The sequence below is a fragment of the Micromonospora sp. NPDC049801 genome, assembly GCF_040656575.1.
Classification (GTDB): Bacteria; Actinomycetota; Actinomycetes; order Mycobacteriales; family Micromonosporaceae; genus Micromonospora.
The window spans coordinates 15779-35921 of sequence record NZ_JBFAMS010000013.1; the positions used below are offsets into that span (position 1 = coordinate 15779).

Sequence of the window (20143 nt, forward strand, 5' to 3'; positions counted from 1 at the left end):
CCGTCAGCGCTGGTCGGCGGCCCGGTCGAGCCGGGCGGCGCTGCTCTGGTCGGTCTGCACGCTGGCGTCGACCGCGCTGACCACGTCGACGCCCAACTCGGTGAGCCGCTGACCGACGCCCGCCCAGGCGCGCAGCACGGTCTGCTCGATGCCGCGGTAGCTCCGCTCGAACGCCGCGCCGATGTCGTCGCGCCCCCACGGACGGGCGCCGCTGGCGGCCTCGATCTCGCCGCCCTCCGCCGCGCGACGGGCCGTCACCGCCTCGCCGGACAGGGCCAGGTCGGCGCCGCCACGCCGCGCACGGGACGCGTCCAGCCAGAGCTGCCCGTCGGTCATGCCGACCCCTCCCGGCGGCCGAGCACGGCGTCGGCGCGGCCGAGCAACGCGCCGAAGTCGCCGGTACGCAGGAAGTCCGCCGAGCCGGAGCCGGCCGGCATGGTCTCGGCGACCAGGGCCTGGGTGGCCTGGCTGGCGGCGGCCACGGCGGCCCGGATCGTCTCGGTGATCTTCCGGCTCAGCGCCTCGGCGTCCCGGGCCCGGTAGGCGGCCGGCGTCAGGACGACCTCGATGACCTGGCCCTGCGCGTCGACCGTCGCCGTGACGTGCCCATCGGTGCAGCGGCGGGTCACCCGCAGCTCGGCGAGCCGTGCCGTCAGAGTGTCCAAACCGGACCTGAGCTGCTGGTACTGGCCGTACACGTCGTCGAATCGGGCTCGTAGCTCGCGATTGGCGTCCCGGTCCGCGCGTTCGCTCACCGCCACTCCTCCCGTCACCGTCGGTATCCAGGACCATACCGGCCGCCATCGATCCGCGTAGTCCGGTAGTTTCGGTGTGTGATCGACCGTCAGCAGGCTGAGCAGCTCGCGTCCGCCTGGGCTCGGCGCGATTCACAGCGCCTCGGCCACGAGTGCACCCCGCTGGTCGACGAGTTCGACCTGGGCTTCGTCGTCACCTCGATCGTGTCGAGCGGAGTGCGGGCGATCCCCGGCGACCTGCCGACGACCGTCATCGACAAACGCACCGGAAAGGTCACCACCTGGCCCCGGGTGCCGAGCGCCGTCGTGGCGGACCTGTACCGGCGTAGTCAGCCCAGCGGGCCGACCGCGCCGCGCACGATCGACGCGTCGAGCCTGCTGATCCGGGAGATCCACCGGGGTCCGACGCCGAACACGGTGGCGCACCTGACCCTCGACGGTCGCATCTGGACGGCCCAGGGCACGAGAGGCCCCGCGACCCTGAACCACCATCCGCTCGTGCGCGCCTACCTGGACGAGAGGCAGCCGGGCGAGCTGGTACGCGGCGTCGAATGTCACGCCGAGCTGATCGTGGTCTCCGACGTGCTGCACGAGTACGACCACCGACGGGCCGCCGAGGGTATCGAGCCGATGGGTCGGGCCGAGGCGGCGGCCCTGCTGGACGCCGCCCGCTTCGAGATCTTCCGGATCCGTGAGCCGGGTGATCCGGCCGGCGGCGTCGCCGAGCTGCCCTGCGACTCGTGCATCACGTTCCTGGTGCGCGCCAACGTCCTGCCGGAGGCGGCGCGGGCCTACACCGAGACGTGGCGGGCACCGGCCGCGCCCGACCCCGACCCGGGGCGCTTTCCGCCCGAGGTGACGAACGCGCTGGTGGCGGCGGGATGGCGTCCGCACATCGGCGACCAGATCATGGCGGCGGCCGGGGTACGGGACGTCACCGCCGTGCCCGGGAGGACGCATCGGCACGAGGCCTTCCCCGCCGCCGTGGAGGCGTTGACGGCGTTCCCGAGCCTGGTGGGCGCCCGGCGCGGCCCGGGCGAGCAGGTGTGGATCTCCCGCTTCGACATCCGTCCGCACCTGATCGCGCACACCGCCGACACGCTCGCCGACTTCGGCGCGGTCCTCGGCGTCCGGCTCTTTCCGATCGGCACCGAGCAGCAGGACAGCATCCTCGCCGTCGACGAGCGGGGCCGGGTCTTCGCCCTCGACCAGGCCGGCGACTGGTTCCTCGGCGAGAGCGTCGACGCGGCGCTCACCACGTTGCTGCTCGGCCGCGCCCCCGCCCGGGTTCGCGACGACGGCACCTGGGCCTAGAGCGCCAGCCCGGTCAGCACCATCACACGCGGTTCGGTGTAGTCGTCCATCGCGCTGCGCAGCCCTTCCCGGCCGACGCCGCTGCCCTTCACCCCGCCGTACGGCATCTGGTCCGCCCGGTACGACGGCACGTCGCCGACGATCACGCCGCCCACCTCCAGGACTCGCGCGGCGGCGAAGGCCACGTCCAGCCGCCGGGTGAACACGCCCGCCTGCAACCCGTACGCCGAATCGTTGACCGCGGCGAACGCGGCCTGGTCGTCGGCGACCGGGGTGACCACCAGCACCGGCCCGAACACCTCCTCGGCGACGACCTTGGCGTCCGCCGGCACGCCGGTGAGGACCGTCGGGGGGTACGTAGCACCGTTGCGGACGCCGCCCACCTCGACCGTGGCGCCGGCCGCGACCGCCTCGGACACCCACGTCTCGACCCGGCGGGCCGCGTCCTCGGACACCATCGGTCCGACGTCGGTCAGCTCCGACGTGGGGTCGCCGGTGCGCAGCGCGCGTACCGCCGCCACCAGCCGGGGCAGGAAGCCGGCGTGCAGCGCGTGGTGCACGTACACCCGTTGCACGGCGATGCACGACTGGCCGGCCTGGTAGTTGGCGAACGTGGCGATGCGCTGCGCGGCGAAGTCCAGGTCCTCGTCGGCGGTCCAGTCCGCGCAGAGCACCGCCGCCGCGTTGCCGCCCAGTTCCAGCGTCACGTGCTTCTCCGGTATTTGCCGCCGGATCGCCGCGCCGACCGGCCCCGACCCGGTGAACGACACGACCGGCAGCCGGGGGTCGGCGACCAGTTCGGCGGCGCGGTCGTTGGGCAGCGGCAGCACCGAGAACATGCCGGCCGGGAGGTCCGTCTCGGCCAGCAGTTCGCCGAGCAGCAGCGCGGACAGCGGCGTCGCCGGGGCCGGCTTGACGATGATCGGCGCGCCGACCGCGATGGCCGGGGCGACCTTGTGCGCGACCAGGTTGAGCGGGAAGTTGAACGGCGCGATGCCGAGCACCGGCCCTCGGGGCGCCCGTCGGACCAGGGCGATCCGGCCGGTGGCGGCCGGATCGGTGTCGAGTCGTTGCAGCTCACCGGAGAAGCGCCGGGCCTCCTCGGCGGCCCACCGGAAGGTGGACACCGCCCGTCCGACCTCGGCGCGCGCCCACTTCACGGGCTTGCCGTTCTCGGCGGTGATGAGCGCCGCGACCTCGTCGGCACGCTCGGCGAGCCGCCGGGACACGTGGTCCAGGGCCGCCGCGCGGGCGTGCGCGGGCAGGGCCGCGGCCTGCGCGGACACCCCGGCCGCTGCCGCGACAGCGGCCTCGACCTGGTCACTGGTGGCAAAGGTGGTACGCCCCACCGCGCGACCGTCGTACGGGTGGTGGACGGTCAACTCGCCCGTGCCGGAGGCGGGACGGGAGGCGACGAAGAAGGGTGCGGGCTCCACGCCGTGCAGCGTAGACGAGTCAGCAGTCGACGGAAACAGTCGCCGCAGCCCTTGTCTGCTGCGGATTCAGTAGCGAAGATGGCAGGAAGATTGCGATAACCGCCGCAGACCTCACCCCCGGCCCCCTCGGAGTGATCCCGTCATGAGTGACCAGCAGCAGCTGCGCAACTTCGTCAACGGCTCCTACGTCGACCCGGCCGACGGCGGCTACGCCGACCTGGTCGACCCCTGCACCGGGGAGGTGTTCGCGCAGGCGCCGGTCTCCGGCCCCGCCGACGTCGACGCGGCGATGAACGCCGCCGCCACCGCCTTCGAGAGCTGGCGGGAGGTCACCCCCGCCGAGCGGCAGCGGGCACTGCTCAAGCTCGCCGACGCCGTGGAGGCACGGGCCGCCGAGCTGGTCGACGCCGAGGTACGCAACACCGGCAAGCCCCGCCAACTGACCGCCGAGGAGGAGTTGCCCCCGGCGGTGGACGAGTTCCGGTTCTTCGCCGGGGCCGCCCGGATGTTGGAGGGGCGCTCGGCCGGGGAGTACCTGGCCGGGCACACCTCGTACGTGCGGCGCGAGCCGATCGGGGTCTGCGCCCAGGTGACCCCCTGGAACTACCCGCTGATGATGGCGATCTGGAAGATCGCCCCGGCGCTCGCCGCCGGCAACACGGTCGTGCTGAAGCCGTCGGACACCACTCCGGTGTCGACGCTGCTGCTCGCCGAGATCGCCGCCGAGTTCTTCCCGCCGGGGGTGTTCAACGTGGTCTGCGGCGACCGCGACACCGGTCGTACCCTCGTGTCGCATCCGACCCCACAGCTCGTGTCGATCACCGGCTCGACCCGCGCGGGCATGGAGGTGGCCGCCGCGGCGGCCCCGGACCTGAAGCGCACCCACCTGGAGCTGGGCGGCAAGGCCCCGGTGGTGATCTTCGACGACGCGGACGTGGCGGCGGCGGCCGAGGCCATCGCCGTCGGCGGCTACTTCAACGCCGGGCAGGACTGCACGGCGGCGACCCGGGTACTGGCCGGTCCCGGCGTCCACGACGACTTCGTGGCGGCGCTCACCGAGCAGGCCCGCGCCACGAAGACCGGCGCGCCGGACGACGCCGACGTGCTCTACGGCCCGCTGAACAACGCCAACCAGCTCGCCCGGGTCAGCGGTTTCGTCGACCGGTTGCCCGACCACGCGGCGATCCAGACCGGCGGCTCCCGGCAGGGCGAGCGCGGCTACTTCTACACGCCCACCGTCGTGTCCGGGCTGCGGCAGGCCGACGAGATCATCCAGGACGAGGTGTTCGGTCCGGTCATCACCGTGCAGCGCTTCTCCGACGAGGACGAGGCGGTGCGCTGGGCCAACGGCGTCGACTACGGCCTGTCGGCGTCGGTCTGGACCCGCGACCACGGCCGGGCGATGCGGATGACGCGACGGCTCGACTTCGGCTGCGTCTGGGTCAACACGCACATCCCGTTCGTCTCCGAGATGCCGCACGGCGGCTTCAAGCACTCCGGGCACGGCAAGGACCTGTCGGTCTACAGCCTGGAGGACTACACCCGGATCAAGCACGTCATGCACAACATCGAGGGCTGACCCTTGCCGTCCTCGGAAGAACTGCACAAGCGCCGCAGTGGTGCCGTCGCCCGTGGCGTGGGCAGCGTCATCAGCTCCTATGTGGAAGCCGCATCGGGCGGCACGCTCACCGACGTCGACGGACGGGAGTGGATCGACTTCGCCGCCGGCATCGCCGTCACCAGCGTCGGCAACTCCGCGCCGAGGGTGGTCGAGGCCGTCCGCGCCCAGGTCGAACGGTTCACCCACACCTGCTTCATGGTCGCGCCCTACGAGTCGTACGTGGCGGTGTGTGAACAGCTCAACGCGTTGACGCCGGGCGGATTCGAGAAGCGCTCGGCACTGTTCAACTCCGGCGCCGAGGCGGTGGAGAACGCCGTCAAGATCGCGCGGCACGCCACCGGACGACCGGCGGTGGTGGTGTTCGACCACGCGTACCACGGCCGGACCAACCTGACCATGGCGTTGACCGCGAAGAACATGCCGTACAAGCACCGGTTCGGGCCGTTCGCCGGGGAGATCTACCGGGTGCCGATGTCGTACCCGCTGCGCGACGGCGGGCTCACCGGCGCGGAGGCGGCGGCGCGGGCCATCGAGGTGGTCGAGAAGCAGGTGGGTGCCGAGAACGTCGCCGCGCTGCTCATCGAGCCGATCCAGGGTGAGGGCGGTTTCGTCGTACCCGCGCCGGGTTTCCTGCCGGCGCTGCGGGAGTGGGCGACGGCGGCCGGGGTGGTCTTCGTCGCCGACGAGATCCAGACCGGCTTCTGCCGGACCGGCGACTGGTTCGCCTGCCAGCACGAGGGCGTCGAACCCGACCTGGTCACCCTCGCCAAGGGCATCGCCGGCGGGCTGCCCCTCGCGGCGGTCACCGGTCGGGCGGAGCTGATGGACGCGGTGCACGTCGGCGGGCTCGGCGGCACGTACGGCGGCAACCCGATCGCCTGCGCCGCCGCGCTGGCCACCATCGAGACCATGCACGAACTGGACCTGGCCGGTGCGGCCCGCCGGATCGAATCCGTGCTGGCACCCCGCCTCCGGGCCATCGCCGAGCGGGATCCCCGGATCGCCGAGGTACGCGGCCGGGGCGCGATGCTCGCCGTCGAACTGGTCCAGCCCGGGTCGCTCGTCCCCGACCCGAGCGCCACGGCCGCCATCTCGGCGGCCTGCCACGCCGCCGGCCTGCTCACCCTGACCTGCGGCACGTACGGCAACGTGCTGCGCTTTCTACCGCCGCTGGTCATCTCCGACACGCAGCTCACCCGGGGCGCCGACATCCTCGACGCGGCGTTCGCCTGACGTGGGTGCAGGGGCCCGCGTCGGGCCCCTGCACCTTCCGTCAGCGCAGCACCTCGACCGTGTTGTTGCGCACGAGGTTCTTGCCCGGCTCGCGGATCTGGTCCATCGCGGCGGTGTTGAGCAGCACACAGCTCCCGGACGGGCCGGTCACCGTCACCGTGGTCGCCCGGTTGTTGTCCAGATTCGTCACCCGCAGCCGCGTGCCGACGGGGAACTTCCCGCTGGTCGCCGCCGGCGCGGCGTTCTCGGCGAAGAAGGTGATCGCGCCGGAGCAGGCCGAGCCGGGCACCGGGCGCGGCGCGGCGGGCGAGGCGGCACCGGGGCGTACGCCACCGGGGGCGGGCTGGGCTGCCACGCCGTCCAGCCGCTCCACCACGTTGCGGCGGATCACGTTCTTGCCCGGCTCCCGCACCAACTCCATGGCGGCGGCATTGAGCAGCACACAACTTCCCGACGGGCCGGTCACCGTCACCGTGGCCGCGCGGTTGTTGTCCAGATTGGTCACCCGCAGCCGCGTACCCACCGGGAACCGGTCGCTGGTCGCCGCCGGCGCACCGGCCTCCGCGGAGAACGTCACCGAGCCGGAGCAGACGGACGACCGTGCCGGGGCGGTGTCGGCGAACCCGAACCCGGTCCCCACCGCCACCCCTGCGGCGGCAACCACCGCCACGGTAGCCGCCAGCACATGCTTCCGCTGCACCCTCATCGCCGAAACTCCCGCCCTAGCCAATGTCCGTCAGCCCCTGATACGGAAACCACCCCCCAACCGTTCACCCGCGCCCCCCGCGCCTCACCCCAGACCCCGTCGATCATGGAGTCATGGTGGGCGTTACACGCTGGTTTGCACTTCTTCAGGAGCACCACAACTTCATGATCGACGGGGCCTGGGGTCTGGGGTCTGGGGTCTGGGGCCTGGGGCCTGGGGTCAGGGGCCTGGGGGGCGGGGACGCTAGGGGTGGAGGAGGGGGGCCAGGGTTTGGATGATGTGGGCGGGGCGACGGTAGAGGTCAAGATCGGTGAAATAGCGCATTTGCCACCCGTTGGCGGCGAGCCAGTTCATTCGAGAGCGATCGCCCTGGAGGCGGGCGCGGTCCAGATGGGACACGCCGTCGTACTCAACACCGACCCGGTGTTGCCGGTAGCCAAGGTCCAGGCGGTAGAGCGGTATCCCGTTGTTGTCCGACACCCACAGCTGAGGCTCCGGCGGTGGCAGGCCGCCGTCGATCAACACAAGGCGAAGCTGACTTTCCTGTCGGCACTCCGCCCGGGGATCGGCGTGGCTGACGAGTTCGCGCGCCTGACAGATCCCCCGCAGGCGCTCGTGCCGAGCGACTTCGACCAGGAGTTCGTCAGGTTGGCAAGCGCCGACCCGAAGACACAGGTCCAGCAGTGGCATGGCGTCCATTCGGCGCACCGATCGCGCCAGATCCACGGCACATCGAGCAGCGGGTGCACAGGGCACACCATCCAGAAGCACCGGATCACCTACGGGCAACACCGACTCGTGGGCCACGACTCCCCGAATGTGTGGCACGCGCTCCCCCGCTGGAACGATGACGTGCACGTCGGGGCTGCGGAGGTCGCCGAAACCGTGTAGTTGTGCGCCGGTGTGATATCCGACCACAGCAGTGTCGGGCAGACGCCGGAAGATCGCCGGCAGGTGCCCACTCCGGTCGGCCGATGGCGCGTAGATACTCCGCGACAGCCGGTGCAGCTGGGATAGCCCAACGATCCTGCGCACCTGCTCGCGACTGAGGCCGGCACTGAGTAGCTCCGAGTATCGATAAAGACGCTCCGCCATACCGCGGAATCTGCGTCACGGAGCCCCGACCCTCCACCCCACCCCAGCCCCCTGTGGATAAAGTCCAGCCCTGTGCAAAACCCCCAAAAAAGCGTCCAACGTGCTATGCCCTGACTCGCCAACGGGGCCGATCATGGAGTTGTGGTGCCGCCAGAAAGCCTCGAATCGGCTTCTTCTGCCCACCACAACTCCATGATCGACGCGACTGGGCGGGGCGCGACTGGGCGGGGCGCGACTGGGCGGGGCGCGACTGGGCGGGGCGCGACTGGGCGGGGCGGGGGTTAGTCGCAGCCGTAGCCGTCGTTGTCGCGGTCCAGGTCGTAGACGTCTTCGCCGATCACCTTGACTACTCCGCTGACGTAGGCCGGGCCGTTGCCGCGGCCGCCGGCGCAGTCGACGTCGCTGGCGATCGGGACGCAGGGGCGCGGGGCGGGCAGCTCACGCTGCTGAGCGCTCCTGTGTCCCCCATGGTGAGCCGTAGGCGGTGAGGAGGTCGAGGAACGGCACCGGGGGCAGCGCCTCCGGCCCGAGCACCCCCACGCCGGTCCACGCGCCAGTGGCGAGCAGTTCGAGCGCCACCACCGGGTTGACGGCGGTCTGCCAGACAACCGCCTGGTGGCCGTACTCGCTCATCGACCACTCGTTGTCGACCACGTGGTAGAGGTAGACCTCCCGGGGTTGGCCGTCCGGGCCCAGGCCACGGACCCAGGTGCCGGCGCAGGTCTTGCCGCGCATCCGCGCGCCGAGGGTGGCCGGGTCGGGCAGGCAGGCCGCCACCACGTCGCGCGGGGACACGTCGACCCCGCGTATCCGGACCGGGGAGACGCCGTCCAGGCCGAGCTTGTGCAGCGTCTTCAGGACGTCGATGAACTCCTCGCCGAGCCCGTACTTGAAGGTGACCCGGCGGGCCTTCACCCAGCGCGGGATGAGCAGCACCTCCTCGTGCTCCACGTTGACGCACTCGACCGGCCCGATCCCCTCCGGGAAGTCGAAGACCTCGGGCTCGCTGAACGGCTCGGTGGTGTACCAGCCGCGGTCGGCCTCCCAGATCACCGGCGGGTTGAGGCATTCCTCGATCGTGGTCCAGATGGAGAACGAGGGAGCGAAGTCGTAGCCGTCGACGGTGAGGTTCGCGCCGTCCCGCACGCCGATTTCGTCGATCTCGCTGAACAGCTCGTCGGCGGCGTACCGGGCGAACACATCGGACAGTCCCGGTTCGACGCCGATGCCGGCGAGCGCCAACCTACCGGCCGCCGACCAGGCGTCGGCCTGCGCGAACTGTTCGTCGCCGAGCCGCACGCCCGTGTCGGCGTGCGAGAGCGACATCGCCATGTCCAGGTAGTCCGCGCCGGCCGCGAACGCGCCGTCGAAGATGGGCATGACGAAGCGCGGGTCGACGGCGTTGAGCACGTGGGTGATCCGGTGTTCCCGGCACAGCGCGGTGATCGCGTCGGCCGAGGAGGCGTCGACCTGGGCGGCGACGAAACGGCCGCCGTGCGCGGCCACCGCGCGGGCCGCGCGCTGCGGGTCGTGGTCGGCCACGACCATCGTCTCGAAGAAGGCCCGTCGGGCGGCGATGGCTACGGCGGCGGAGCCGACGCCACCGGCGCCGACGAGCAGGACACGCATCAGGAATCAAACCCCAAACCAAGACGATCGAGAGTACGGAGCCACAGGTCACGCCGGCCCCCACGCGCATCGGCACGGGCCATCGACCGGCGGGTGAGATTGATGCCGACCGCGCGGACGGGTTCCGGCGGGAACGGCAGGGGCTTGCGGCGGACGAGGTCGAGCCGGGTCAGCGGGGTGTTTCCGCCGGCCAGCAGGTCGAGGAGGACCCGGGCGGAGAAGCGGGTCGCGCCGACGCCGAGACCGGTGTACCCGGCCGCGTACGCCAGCCGACCGCCGAAGGCGGTGCCGTAGAACGGGCAGAACCGGGTGCAGGTGTCGATGACACCGCCCCAGCGGTGGCTGAAGCGCACGTCCGCGAGCTGCGGGAACGTGGTGAAGAAGTGCTGCGCGAGGGTGGTGAAGGTGGCTGGGCGCTGTTCCAGCTTCGGGGCGACCCGGTTGCCGTAGTGGTAGACGGCGTCGTAGCCGCCGAAGAGGATCCGCCCGTCGCGGGTGATCCGGTAGTAGTGGAACTGGTTGCCGGTGTCGGCGAGCCCCTGCCGGTTGCGCCAGCCGATCGCGTCGCGCTGCGCCGGGCTGAGCGGTTCGGTCATCAGCACGTGGTCGTAGACGGGCACCACGTACGCGCGCAGCCGGCGCAGCAGCGGCGGGAACGCGTTGGTGGCGAGCACGACCCGTCGGGCGCGGACCACGCCGGGGCGGCCCGGGGCGGCTACGGCAGAGCCGGCCAGGCCGGCGGGTGCGGCAGAGCGGGCCAGGCCGGCAGGTGCGGCAGTGCGGGCCAGGCCGGCAGGTGCGGCAGAGCGGGCCAGGTCGGCGGGATCGCTGCCGAGGGTGTCCGCCCGTAACGCGACGCCGTCGGCGCGCAGCCCGGTGACCCGGGTGTGCTCGTGCACGCGTACGCCCAGGGCGAGGCAGGCGCGGCGCAGTCCCCAGGCCAGCTTCGCCGGGTCCACCATGGCGACCCGGTCGGCGTCAACCATCCCGCCCAGGTAGGTCGGCGAGTTGACCTCGGCGCGGACCTCGGCGGCGTCGAGCAACCGCACCCGGTGGCCGTACCGGCGGGCCAGCTCCGCGTCGGCGACCAGCCCGTCGAGCTGGTACGGCTCGACGGCGACGGCCAGCTCACCGGTGCGCTCGAAGTCGCAGTCGATGTCGAACTCGGCGACGGTGGCGGCGATCGCGTCCAGGTTCTCCCGGCCCAGGCGTTCCAGCTCGCCGACCTCGTCGGGGAACCGGTCGACGCCGTTGGCGAGACCATGGGTGAGCGAGGCGGCGCAGAACCCGCCGTTGCGCCCGGAGGCGGCCCACCCGCAGGTGCCCGCGTCGACGAGCAGCACGTCCCGCTCCGGGTCGGCGCGTTTGGCCTCCAGGGCGGCCCAGAGCCCGCCGTACCCGCCGCCGATGACGAGCAGGTCGGCGGTCTGCGCGCCGGTGAGCGGCGGCAGCGGGTCGGGGCGCTCCCTGCGGTCGAGCCAGTACGGCACGGGTGCCGCGTCGGCCAGCGCCCGTCCGGCGTGCGCGGGCGTCATGACGGCCGCCGCGCCTGCGGTGTCGGAACGGCCAGCAGGTTGGCGCGGCGCTCCCGCCGCCCGCGCAGCGAGCTGAGCCCCACCAGCAGCAACGCGATCGCGAACATCGCGGTGCCGATGACGTTGACCTGCGGCGGGATGCCCCGCTGGGCGGCGCCCCAGACGTACATGGGGAACGTGACCGTCGTGCCGGCGTTGAAGTTGGTGATGATGAAGTCGTCGAAGCTCAACGAGAAGGCGAGCAGCGCGGCGGCCACGATGCCGGGCAGCACCAGCGGCAGGGTGATCCGCCGGAAGGTCTGCCACTCGTTGGCGTAGAGGTCCATGGCGGCCTCCTCCAGCCGCCGGTCCATCCCGGCGAGCCGCGCCTTCACGGTGACCACCACGAACGACACGCAGAACATGACGTGCGCGATGACGATGGTCCAGAAGCCCTGCGGCACCCCGGCCGAGACGAACAGGGCCAGCAGCGACGTGCCCATCACCAGCTCGGGGGTCGCCATCGGCAGGAAGATCAGCACGTTGACGCCGGCCCGACCCCGGAAGCGGTGCCGGACCAGCGCGAACGCCATCAGCGTGCCGAGTACGGTGGCCACGACCGTGGCGATGAAGCCGATCTGCACGCTGCGGACGACCGCGTCGCACATGTCCGAGGTGGCGCAGGGCTGCCGCCAGTTGTCGAGGGTGAACTCGTTGAAGTCGTACGACAGGCGGCTCGACGGGCGGTTGAACGACAGCCCGGCCACCACCAGGATCGGCAGCGACAGGTAGCCGAGCACCAGCAGCGCCACGATCATCACCCAGCGGTCCGCCAGCCAGCGCGAGATCCTCACAGCACCTCCTCCGTGCCAGCCCGCCGCAGGTAGCCGAAGACCACCGCGAGGATCGCCGCCATCAGCAGGAACGACAGCGCGGCGCCCTGCGGGTAGTCCAGCCGGACCAGGAACGCCGAGTCGATGACGTTGCCGACCATGTACTCGTTGGGGGTGCCGAGCAGTTCGGCGTTGATGTAGTCGCCGCTGGCCGGGATGAAGAACAGCAGCGTGCCGGCGACCAGGCCGGGCATCGACAGCGGCAGGGTCACCCGGCGGAATGCCTGCGCCGGGCTCGCGTACAGGTCGGCGGCCGCCTCCAGCAGCCGCCCGTCGAGCCGCTCCAGGCTCGCGTACAGCGGCAGCACGAGAAACGGCAGGAAGTTGTACGTCAGGCCGAGCACCACCGCGAACGGCGTGGCCAACAGTCGGCCGTCGGGGGCGAGCAGGTGCACGTCGCGCAGCAGCCCGACGAGCGCGCCGTTGTCCGACAGGATCGTCTTCCAGGCCAACGTACGGACCAGGAAGCTGGTGAACATCGGCGCGACGACGCACACCAGCAGCAGGTTCTTCCACCGGCCCGCCTTCTGCGCGATGGCGTACGCCAACGGGTAGCCCAGCAGCAGCGCCACCACCAGGGCCAGCCCGGCGTAGCCGAACGAGCGCAGAAGCTGCGGCCAGTACGCCTGCACCACGTCCGGGTAGTTGCCGAACGCCCAGGTCATCGCGTACCCGGTGGAGAGCGAGCCGCCGGGGTCGTACAGGCTCGCGGCGGCGAGCTGCAGCAGCGGCACACCGAAGAAGACGAGCAGCCAGGCCGCGCCGGGCAACAGCAGCAGGTACGGCAGGAGGCGGTACCGCCCGGACCGGGCTGCCGGTGCCGTGGGCGGCGGCTGACCCGCCTTGGTGGGCGCCAGGAGGGTCACGAGGACGCACCCACCGGCTCGTCGAGCACCGGGGACGTCCGGTCGGTGTCGGCGGCGTCGCGCGGCAGCAGGAACGCGTGGCGTGGATCCCAGTACGCCACGGCCTCGCCGCCGACCGGGACCTGGGTCGTCGCACCGCTGTTGGCGGCGAAGACCGACAACTCGGTGCCCCAGCCGGTGCGCAGCAGGTACTGCGTGCTGACGCCCACGTAGGAGGCGTCGGTGACCACACCGGTGACCAGTTGGTGTCCTTGGGGGACCTGGTCGGCGGAGCCGACCAGTTGCAGCTTCTCCGGGCGTACCCCCAGGTGGACCGGACCCCGGTCGGCGCGTGAGCGGCCGGCGGGCACGGTGAAGCGCGAACCGTGCGCCGTCACCGCGACCTCGCCGCCGCTGGTGCCGGCGGCCTCGCCGGCGAGGAGGTTGGACTGGCCGAGGAAGTTCGCCACGAACGCGGTGGCCGGGAACTCGTAGATGTCCGCCGGGGCGCCCTGCTGCTCGATGCGGCCGGCGTTCATCACCGCGACGGTGTCGGCCATGGTCATGGCCTCCTCCTGGTCGTGGGTGACGTGCACGAAGGTGATGCCCACCTCGGTCTGGATGCGCTTCAGCTCGATCTGCATCTGCCGGCGCAGCTTCAGGTCGAGCGCGCCCAGCGGCTCGTCGAGCAGCAGCACCTGCGGCTTGTTGATCAGCGCGCGGGCCAGCGCGACCCGCTGCTGCTGGCCGCCGGAGAGCTGGGCCGGGCGGCGCGGGCCGAAGCCGTCGAGCTGCACCAGCGACAGCATCCGCCGCACCTCGTCGTCGACCGAGCGGATGCCGCGTCGGCGCAGCCCGAAGGCCACGTTCTCGAAGATGGTGAGGTGCGGAAAGAGCGCGTAGCTCTGAAAGACCGTGTTGACCGGCCGCTTGTACGGCCGCAGCCGGGCGATGTCGGTGTCGCCGAGCAGCACCTGACCGCTGGTCGGCTCCTCCAGCCCGGCGATCATCCGAAGGGTGGTGGTCTTGCCGCAGCCGGACGCGCCGAGCAGCGCGAAGAACGAGCCCTGCGGAATCGTCAGGCTGAGGTCGTCGACGGCGGTGAAGATGCCGAACCGCTTGGTGAGGTCGGCCAGGCGCAGATCGCCGGCGGGTGTCTCGCGCGTCATCGGAGTCACGCCCCGATGACCTGTTGGAACTTGCCCTCGTACTCCTTCTCCTGCTTCTCGTCCAGGGCCATGAAGACCTTGGACTTCGCCAGCAGCGCGTCGTCCGGGAAGATCAGCGGGTTGGCGGCCAGATCCGGGTCGATCTTCTCCATCTCGGCCTGGGCGCCCTTGACCGGGCAGATGTAGTTGACGTACGCGGCGAGCTTCGCGGCGACGGCCGGCTCGTAGTAGTAGTTGATCAGCGCCTCGGCGTTGCCCCGGTGGGCGGCCTTGTTCGGCACCATCATGTTGTCGCTGTAGAGCATCACCCCGGAGTCGGGCGCGACGAACTGCACCTTTTCGTTCTCACTGGCGAGCTGGATGACGTCCCCGGACCAGCCGATACACGCGGCGATGTCGCCCTTGGCCAGGTCGGGCGCGTAGTCGTTGCCGGTGAACTTGCGGATCTGCCCGGAGTCGACGGCCTTCTTGAGCTTGTTGAGCGCGTCGTCGAACTGGGCCGCCGTGAAGTTGGACGGGTCGTGACCGTTGGAGCCGAGCAGCAGACCCATCGTGTCGCGCATCTCGCTCAGCGCCGTCACCTTGCCCTTGAGGTCGGGGCGGGTCAGCAGCTCGTCGACGGTCCGCAGCTCCTTGGTGACGCTGCCGTTGTACGCCAGCCCGGCCAGGCCGGACTGCCACGGGATCGAGATCCGGTTCTCGGTGTCGAAGGGGCGCTTGAGCAGCGACGGCAGCAGGTTCGCCGCCACGTTCGGGATCTTCGCCGGGTCGAGCTTCTGGATCCAGCCGAGCCGGATCATCCGGGCCGCCATCCAGTCGGTCAGCACGATGATGTCGCGGTCGGTGCTCTGACAGGCGGCCAACTGGTTCTGCACCTTGCCGAAGAACTCGTTGTTGTCGTTGATGTCCTCGGTGTAGGTCACCTGGATGCCGGTCTTCGTGATGAACTCGTCCAGGCTCGGCCGCTTGGACTCGTCCTTCTCGTCGACGTCCATGTACTGCGGCCAGTTGGAGAAGGCGAGCTTCTTCTCCGTAGCGGACAGGTCCTCGCTGACGCAGCCGGCCTCGGTCTGCTGGGCGCCCTTGGTGCCACAGCCGGCGAGGCTGCCGCCCGCGGCGAGGAGAGCGGCCGAACCGAGGGTGCCGGTGAGCAGTCCACGCCGGGAGAGGGGCCGGAGGGGAGTACGCATGACGACTCCTAGGGGGTCATCGTCGGCGGCGGGACGGGGGAGGCACGCCGGCGGGAATGTCGGGAGGGTCGAGTGCCAGGGAGCACTGATCCTGACATGAGGAAACCTCCCTTACAAGGGATTCCGTTGCGGGATTAGCAGTTGACGACGAAATACGCCAGACTGCGCGGGGACACACGCTCGACATCACGATTCGGGACATGGGGAGCGCACGATGACGAACCGGCAGCACGAGAGCGGCGGCGGCGGTCGCCGTGTCGCTGTGCGTGAAGGTGCCAACCACGCTCTGCTGGACGACGTGGCCAAGCAGATCATCGAGCAGCTTCAGGAGGACGGCCGCCGGCCGTACGCCACCATCGGCAAGGCGGTCGGCCTGTCCGAGGCGGCGGTCCGCCAGCGGGTACAGCGACTGCTCGACTCCGGCGTCATGCAGATCGTCGCCGTGACCGATCCCCTCCAGCTCGGCTTCCCCCGCCAGGCGATGATCGGGCTGCGTACCGACGGCGACCTGGAGGCGGTCGCCGACCGGCTCGCCGAACTGGACGAGGTCGACTACGTCGTCATCACCGCCGGGTCGTTCGACCTGCTCACCGAGGTCGTCTGCCGCAACGACGACCACCTGCTGGAGATCCTGCAACGGCTACGCGCGGTGCCCGGGGTGCTCTCCACCGAGGCGTTCGTCTACCTCAAGCTCCGCAAACAGACCTACACCTGGGGTACGGCCTGACGACTCTCGGTTGATCGACCCGGGTTGCAGGAAGTCGGGGTGTCCGCGCCGCTCTGATGGCCCCGGCTTCCGGGAACCCGAGTGCCCTGATCCGACCCCGCGCGTCGATGCGGAATCCGTTGCCCAGACTGCCGTCACTCGCTGATTCCGTCGCACTCGGGCATCTAGGCCACTGATAACACTTGCCGAAGGGCACCGGACTGTGCGATAACCGTGGACAGAGCGGCCGGCTTCACCCCTTGACCGGCCCGACGATCGATGGGGCTGACATGGCCGACGCCACCGACCACCTCTGGATGCACTTCACCCGGATGGCGAGCTACTCCGCCGGCGAGGTGCCGACCATCGTGCGCGGCGAGGGCGCGTACATCTGGGACGCGCAGGGTCGCCGCTACCTCGACGGGCTCGCCGGACTGTTCGTCGTCAACGCCGGTCACGGCCGCACCGAGCTGGCCGAGGCCGCCGCCAAGCAGGCCGGTGAGCTGGCGTACTTCCCGCTCTGGTCGTACGCCCATCCGACGGCCGTCGAGCTGGCCGAGAAGATCGCCTCGCTCACCCCGGGCGACCTGAACCGGGTCTTCTTCACCACCGGCGGCTCCGAGGCCGTCGAGGCGGCGTGGAAGCTGGCCAGGGCGTACTTCAAGCGCACCGGCCAGCCCAACAAGTACAAGGTTGTCAGCCGCTACATCGCCTACCACGGCACCTCGATGGGCGCGCTGTCGATCACCGGTCTGCCGGGCATCAAGAGCGACTTCGAGCCGCTGGTGCCGGGCGGGATCAAGGTGCCGAACACCAACTTCTACCGGGCCCCGGAGCACGGCGACGATCCCGAGGCGTTCGGCCGTTGGGCCGCCGACGAGATCGGCCGGGCCATCGAGCGCGAGGGGCCGGACACCGTCGCCGCCGTCTTCCTGGAGCCGGTGCAGAACTCCGGCGGCTGCTTCCCGCCCCCTCCCGGCTACTTCGAGCGGGTCCGGGAGATCTGCGATGCGTACGACGTGCTGCTCGTCTCCGACGAGGTGATCTGCTCGTGGGGTCGGCTCGGCGAGTACTTCGGGGCGGTCCGCTACGGCTACCAGCCGGACATCATCACCACCGCCAAGGGCATCACCTCCGGGTACGCCCCGCTCGGCGCGATGATCGCCAGCGACCGGCTCATGGAACCGTTCCTGACCGAGACCGGCATGTTCGCCCACGGGGTGACCTTCGGCGGGCACCCGGTGTCCTGCGCGGTGGCGCTGGCCAACCTCGAGGTGTTCGCCCGCGAGGACCTCGTCGGGCACGTACGCGCCAACGAGGACGCGTTCCGCGCCACCCTGGAGAAGCTGCACGACCTGCCGATCGTCGGCGACGTCCGGGGCGACGGCTACTTCTACGGCATCGAGCTGGTCAAGGACAAGACCACCCGGGAGACCTTCGACGAAGCCGAGTCGGAGCGGCTGCTGCGCGGCTTCCTGTCCACCGCGCTGTTCCAGGCAGGCCTCTACTGCCGGGCCGACGACCGGGGTGACCCGGTCATCCAGCTCGCCCCGCCGCTGATCGCCGAGCAGCGACACTTCGACGAGATCGAGCAGATCCTCCGCACGGTGCTGACCGAGGCGTGGACACGGCTCTGACCGTGCGCTACCAGGAGCTGTCGTACTGGCTGTCCAGCCTGGACGAGCCGCTGACGCCTCGGCCCCCGTTGCCCGGCGACGCGGACGCCGACGTGGCGATCGTGGGCGGCGGCTACACCGGGCTGTGGACGGCGTACCACCTGGCTCGGGCCGACCCGACGCTGCGGGTCGTCGTCCTGGAGAAGGAGATCGCGGGGTACGGGGCGTCCGGGCGCAACGGCGGCTGGTGCTCCGCGCTCCTGCCCACGTCGCTGACCGGGTTGGCCCGCCGGCACGGCCGCGACGCCGCGGTCGCCATGCAGCGGGCGCTGCATGACACCGTCCGCGCGGTGGGCCGGGTGGTCGCGGCCGAGGGCATCGACTGCGACTGGGCGGACGGCGGCACCGTCACGCTCGCCCGGACCGGTCCGCAGCTCGTCCGGGCCCGGGCCGCCGTGGACGAGGCCCGCGCGTTCGGCTTCGGCGACGACCACCTGACGCTCCTCGGCCCCGGCGAGGCCGCCGCCCGTTGCGCCGCCGAGGGGGTACGCGGTGGGACGTACACCCCGCACTGCGCGACCGTGCACCCGGCGAAGCTGGTGCGTGGTCTCGCGCGGGCGGTGGAACGCCTCGGGGTGAGGATCCACGAGCGGACCACGGTGACCGCGATCCGGGCCGGTGCGGCGGTCGCCGAGGCGGGCAGCGTGCGGGCGTCGGTGGTGGTCCGGGCCACCGAGGGGTACACGCCCATGCTGCCTGGCCTGCGTCGCACGGTGGCACCGGTGTACTCGCTGATGGTGGCCACCGAGCCGCTGCCGGAGCACGCCTGGGAACGGATCGGCCTGGCGGAGCGGGAAACGTTCTCCGACCACCGGCACGTGATCATCTACGGCCAGCGGACGGCCGACGGGCGGTTGGCCTTCGGCGGGCGCGGAGCGCCGTACCATTTCGGGTCCCGGATCTCTCCCGGCCACGACCGGGAGCCACGGGTCTTCGCGGCGCTGCGGCGGACCCTGGGCGAGCTGTTCCCGGTGCTCGGGCCGGACGTTCCGGTGGCGTACACCTGGGGTGGACCGCTCGGGGTGGCCCGGGACTGGACCGCCTCGGTCGGGTTCGACCGGGCCAACGGGCTGGCCTGGGCGGGGGGCTACGTCGGGGACGGCGTGGGTGCCAGCAACCTCGCCGGCCGCACCCTGGCCGACCTGATCCGCGGCGAGCGCACCGAGCTGACCAGCCTGCCCTGGGTAGGCCACCGCTCCCCGAACTGGGAACCGGAACCCCTGCGCTGGCTGGCGATGAACGCGGCCCTGCGCCTCATGACCAGCGCCGACGCCAAGGAAACCCGAACCGACCGCCCCTGCCGAAGCGCCAAAACCCTCGCCCGCCTCCTGGGCCAGTAACCGCTGCGGCTCAATGGTTGGGGGGGATTACCCGGAGGTGGCCTCGGCGGCCGGTCTGGTGGGGGTTTTCCGGGCGGGGCTGGTCGGGCTCCGGGGGGCGGGGCGCCGGGCGGGCCGCCTCCCGGACCGCCTCGGCCAGCGCGACCAGGTCGTCCGTGGTGGGCGGGGGCGGCTCGAACTCACCCTCGTGCCGGACCACGTCCCAGCCGCGCGGCGCGGTGAGGCTGCGGGCGTGCTGCTCACACAGGTCGTACGTGTGTGGCTCGGCGAACGCCGCCAACGGGCCGACCACGGCGGTGGACTCGTTGTAGACATAGGTCAATGTGGCGACCGCTTGCCGGGGGCAGCCGTTACGGGAGCAGCGCCGTGGTGACCTCACGTGCGGCAGGGTATCCCCATTACCGGGTCCGGCGCACCGGTTCGCGTTGCGACACGCCCGTCGCGGTGATCACAATTCGCGGTTCGGGTCGCGCCGCGCCACGCTGGCGGCGGTGCCGCTGGCCGACCCGGCACGGGGGCTACCCTTTGCCTCATGACGAGCCCGGAACACCGCCGCCCCGGCCCCGGCCGGCGTGCGCACCGCGACCGGCACGGGCGTGGCCTGCGCGGGCGCCTGGTGCCGGCGACGGTGCCGCTGGCGCGGACCAAGGCGGAGGTCTTCGACGACCTGGTGTTGGACACCGTCGAGACGTTGGAGCGACGCTTCGCCAAGGAGTTGGCCGGCGTCGAGTTCGCGGTCGAGGACGTCCCGCCGGACCTGAACGTCTACGACTCGGATGTGCTGGAGGACGGCGAGGTGCCGCTGGCCCGGCTGCTGCCGGGTCGCCCCGGCCGCCAGGAGGTGCCGCCCCGGATCGTGCTGTACCGCCGACCCCTGGAGTTCCGGGCGATGGACCGCGAAGATCTCGCCGACCTCGTCCATGACGTGATCATCGAGCAGGTGGCGAACCTGCTCGGGGTCGACCCCGACGAGCTGGCCTGAGCCGGGCGGCCCCCACCGCCTCGACTCCGCACCACCCCC

19 protein-coding genes are annotated in these 20143 nt (G+C 71.4%); 7 read left to right on the forward strand and 12 right to left on the reverse strand.

The window, feature by feature from the left end:
- Nucleotides 1-3 precede the first annotated feature (3 nt).
- Together AB0I89_RS22420 and AB0I89_RS22425 are read right to left on the reverse strand one after the other, a co-directional pair.
- Nucleotides 4-336, reverse strand: a complete 333-nt coding sequence (locus tag AB0I89_RS22420) for a hypothetical protein (protein WP_357129907.1) — start codon at nucleotides 334-336, stop codon at nucleotides 4-6.
- Complete coding sequence (locus tag AB0I89_RS22425) at nucleotides 333-755, reverse strand: YbaB/EbfC family nucleoid-associated protein (RefSeq protein ID WP_357129910.1); 423 nt, start codon at nucleotides 753-755, stop codon at nucleotides 333-335. Before AB0I89_RS22425 ends, AB0I89_RS22420 begins: the two co-directional genes overlap by 4 nt.
- A 78-nt stretch (nucleotides 756-833) precedes the next feature.
- Here AB0I89_RS22425 and AB0I89_RS22430 point away from each other — a divergent pair, with 78 nt between their 5' ends.
- The gene (locus tag AB0I89_RS22430; RefSeq protein ID WP_357129913.1) at nucleotides 834-2069 is read left to right on the forward strand and encodes an SUKH-3 domain-containing protein; all 1236 of its coding nucleotides are present in this window, start codon (nucleotides 834-836) and stop codon (nucleotides 2067-2069) included.
- Here AB0I89_RS22430 and AB0I89_RS22435 read toward each other — a convergent pair.
- Nucleotides 2066-3505 carry an aldehyde dehydrogenase family protein gene (locus AB0I89_RS22435; protein ID WP_357129916.1) on the reverse strand — a complete coding sequence of 480 codons (1440 nt, stop codon included), beginning with the start codon at nucleotides 3503-3505 and terminating at the stop codon, nucleotides 2066-2068. The two genes, AB0I89_RS22430 and AB0I89_RS22435, sit on opposite strands and share 4 nt — an antisense overlap.
- 142 nt (nucleotides 3506-3647) lie before the next feature.
- Here AB0I89_RS22435 and AB0I89_RS22440 point away from each other — a divergent pair, with 142 nt between their 5' ends.
- Both AB0I89_RS22440 and gabT read left to right on the forward strand, forming a co-directional pair.
- Entirely contained in the window at nucleotides 3648-5084 is a 1437-nt protein-coding gene (locus tag AB0I89_RS22440; protein WP_357129919.1) for a gamma-aminobutyraldehyde dehydrogenase, read from the forward strand.
- 3 nt (nucleotides 5085-5087) lie between these two features.
- On the forward strand, nucleotides 5088-6359 hold the full coding sequence (gene gabT / locus AB0I89_RS22445; RefSeq protein ID WP_357129922.1) for a 4-aminobutyrate--2-oxoglutarate transaminase: 1272 nt from the start codon (nucleotides 5088-5090) through the stop codon (nucleotides 6357-6359).
- A 40-nt stretch (nucleotides 6360-6399) separates the two neighbouring features.
- On the opposite strand, the gene AB0I89_RS22450 is transcribed toward gabT, so the two are convergent.
- From AB0I89_RS22450 to AB0I89_RS22485, 8 genes are all read right to left on the reverse strand, one after another.
- On the reverse strand, nucleotides 6400-7065 hold the full coding sequence (locus AB0I89_RS22450; protein ID WP_357129925.1) for a hypothetical protein: 666 nt from the start codon (nucleotides 7063-7065) through the stop codon (nucleotides 6400-6402).
- A 243-nt stretch (nucleotides 7066-7308) separates the two neighbouring features.
- Nucleotides 7309-8160, reverse strand: a complete 852-nt coding sequence (locus AB0I89_RS22455) for a hypothetical protein (RefSeq protein ID WP_357129927.1) — start codon at nucleotides 8158-8160, stop codon at nucleotides 7309-7311.
- A gap of 438 nt (nucleotides 8161-8598) precedes the next feature.
- Nucleotides 8599-9789 carry a saccharopine dehydrogenase C-terminal domain-containing protein gene (locus tag AB0I89_RS22460; protein WP_357129930.1) on the reverse strand — a complete coding sequence of 397 codons (1191 nt, stop codon included), beginning with the start codon at nucleotides 9787-9789 and terminating at the stop codon, nucleotides 8599-8601.
- Entirely contained in the window at nucleotides 9789-11324 is a 1536-nt protein-coding gene (locus tag AB0I89_RS22465; protein WP_357129933.1) for an FAD-dependent oxidoreductase, read from the reverse strand. Before AB0I89_RS22465 ends, AB0I89_RS22460 begins: the two co-directional genes overlap by 1 nt.
- Nucleotides 11321-12157 carry an ABC transporter permease gene (locus tag AB0I89_RS22470; RefSeq protein WP_357129936.1) on the reverse strand — a complete coding sequence of 279 codons (837 nt, stop codon included), beginning with the start codon at nucleotides 12155-12157 and terminating at the stop codon, nucleotides 11321-11323. The genes AB0I89_RS22465 and AB0I89_RS22470 overlap by 4 nt, the downstream gene beginning before the upstream one ends.
- On the reverse strand, nucleotides 12154-13062 hold the full coding sequence (locus AB0I89_RS22475) for an ABC transporter permease (protein WP_357129939.1): 909 nt from the start codon (nucleotides 13060-13062) through the stop codon (nucleotides 12154-12156). The genes AB0I89_RS22470 and AB0I89_RS22475 overlap by 4 nt, the downstream gene beginning before the upstream one ends.
- Entirely contained in the window at nucleotides 13059-14210 is a 1152-nt protein-coding gene (locus AB0I89_RS22480; RefSeq protein WP_357129942.1) for an ABC transporter ATP-binding protein, read from the reverse strand. The genes AB0I89_RS22475 and AB0I89_RS22480 overlap by 4 nt, the downstream gene beginning before the upstream one ends.
- Before the next feature lie 5 nt (nucleotides 14211-14215).
- Nucleotides 14216-15400, reverse strand: coding sequence for a spermidine/putrescine ABC transporter substrate-binding protein (locus AB0I89_RS22485; RefSeq protein WP_357129945.1), 1185 nt, complete (start codon nucleotides 15398-15400; stop codon nucleotides 14216-14218).
- A 214-nt stretch (nucleotides 15401-15614) separates the two neighbouring features.
- Between AB0I89_RS22485 and AB0I89_RS22490 the strand changes: the two genes are divergently transcribed.
- The 3 genes from AB0I89_RS22490 to AB0I89_RS22500 all read left to right on the forward strand — a co-directional run bounded on the left by AB0I89_RS22490 (nucleotide 15615) and on the right by AB0I89_RS22500 (nucleotide 19122).
- Nucleotides 15615-16127, forward strand: a complete 513-nt coding sequence (locus AB0I89_RS22490) for an Lrp/AsnC family transcriptional regulator (protein WP_355053574.1) — start codon at nucleotides 15615-15617, stop codon at nucleotides 16125-16127.
- A gap of 269 nt (nucleotides 16128-16396) precedes the next feature.
- Nucleotides 16397-17743 (forward strand): aspartate aminotransferase family protein, encoded by a 1347-nt coding sequence (locus AB0I89_RS22495; RefSeq protein WP_357129950.1) that lies wholly within the window; start codon nucleotides 16397-16399, stop codon nucleotides 17741-17743.
- Entirely contained in the window at nucleotides 17728-19122 is a 1395-nt protein-coding gene (locus AB0I89_RS22500; RefSeq protein WP_357129953.1) for an FAD-dependent oxidoreductase, read from the forward strand. The genes AB0I89_RS22495 and AB0I89_RS22500 overlap by 16 nt, the downstream gene beginning before the upstream one ends.
- Before the next feature lie 10 nt (nucleotides 19123-19132).
- Here the strand turns inward: AB0I89_RS22500 and AB0I89_RS22505 are convergent, their stop codons facing one another.
- On the reverse strand, nucleotides 19133-19501 hold the full coding sequence (locus AB0I89_RS22505; RefSeq protein ID WP_355239687.1) for a DUF3499 domain-containing protein: 369 nt from the start codon (nucleotides 19499-19501) through the stop codon (nucleotides 19133-19135).
- Nucleotides 19502-19654: 153 nt separating this feature from the next.
- On the opposite strand from AB0I89_RS22505, the gene AB0I89_RS22510 reads away from it, so the two are divergent.
- Nucleotides 19655-20104 carry a metallopeptidase family protein gene (locus AB0I89_RS22510; RefSeq protein ID WP_007455785.1) on the forward strand — a complete coding sequence of 150 codons (450 nt, stop codon included), beginning with the start codon at nucleotides 19655-19657 and terminating at the stop codon, nucleotides 20102-20104.
- Nucleotides 20105-20143 lie beyond the last annotated feature (39 nt).

Excerpts from the sequence above, each read along its gene's own strand:
- AB0I89_RS22420 (WP_357129907.1), bottom strand. The coding sequence starts at position 336 with ATGACCGACGGGCAGCTCTGGCTGGACGCGTCCCGTGCGCGGCGTGGC.
- AB0I89_RS22440 (WP_357129919.1), top strand. The coding sequence starts at position 3,648 with ATGAGTGACCAGCAGCAGCTGCGCAACTTCGTCAACGGCTCCTACGTC.
- AB0I89_RS22450 (WP_357129925.1), bottom strand. The coding sequence starts at position 7,065 with ATGAGGGTGCAGCGGAAGCATGTGCTGGCGGCTACCGTGGCGGTGGTT.
- AB0I89_RS22455 (WP_357129927.1), bottom strand. The coding sequence starts at position 8,160 with ATGGCGGAGCGTCTTTATCGATACTCGGAGCTACTCAGTGCCGGCCTC.
- AB0I89_RS22460 (WP_357129930.1), bottom strand. The coding sequence starts at position 9,789 with ATGCGTGTCCTGCTCGTCGGCGCCGGTGGCGTCGGCTCCGCCGCCGTA.
- AB0I89_RS22465 (WP_357129933.1), bottom strand. The coding sequence starts at position 11,324 with ATGACGCCCGCGCACGCCGGACGGGCGCTGGCCGACGCGGCACCCGTG.
- AB0I89_RS22480 (WP_357129942.1), bottom strand. The coding sequence starts at position 14,210 with ATGACGCGCGAGACACCCGCCGGCGATCTGCGCCTGGCCGACCTCACC.
- AB0I89_RS22485 (WP_357129945.1), bottom strand. The coding sequence starts at position 15,400 with ATGCGTACTCCCCTCCGGCCCCTCTCCCGGCGTGGACTGCTCACCGGC.
- AB0I89_RS22490 (WP_355053574.1), top strand. The coding sequence starts at position 15,615 with ATGACGAACCGGCAGCACGAGAGCGGCGGCGGCGGTCGCCGTGTCGCT.
- AB0I89_RS22495 (WP_357129950.1), top strand. The coding sequence starts at position 16,397 with ATGGCCGACGCCACCGACCACCTCTGGATGCACTTCACCCGGATGGCG.
- AB0I89_RS22510 (WP_007455785.1), top strand. The coding sequence starts at position 19,655 with ATGACGAGCCCGGAACACCGCCGCCCCGGCCCCGGCCGGCGTGCGCAC.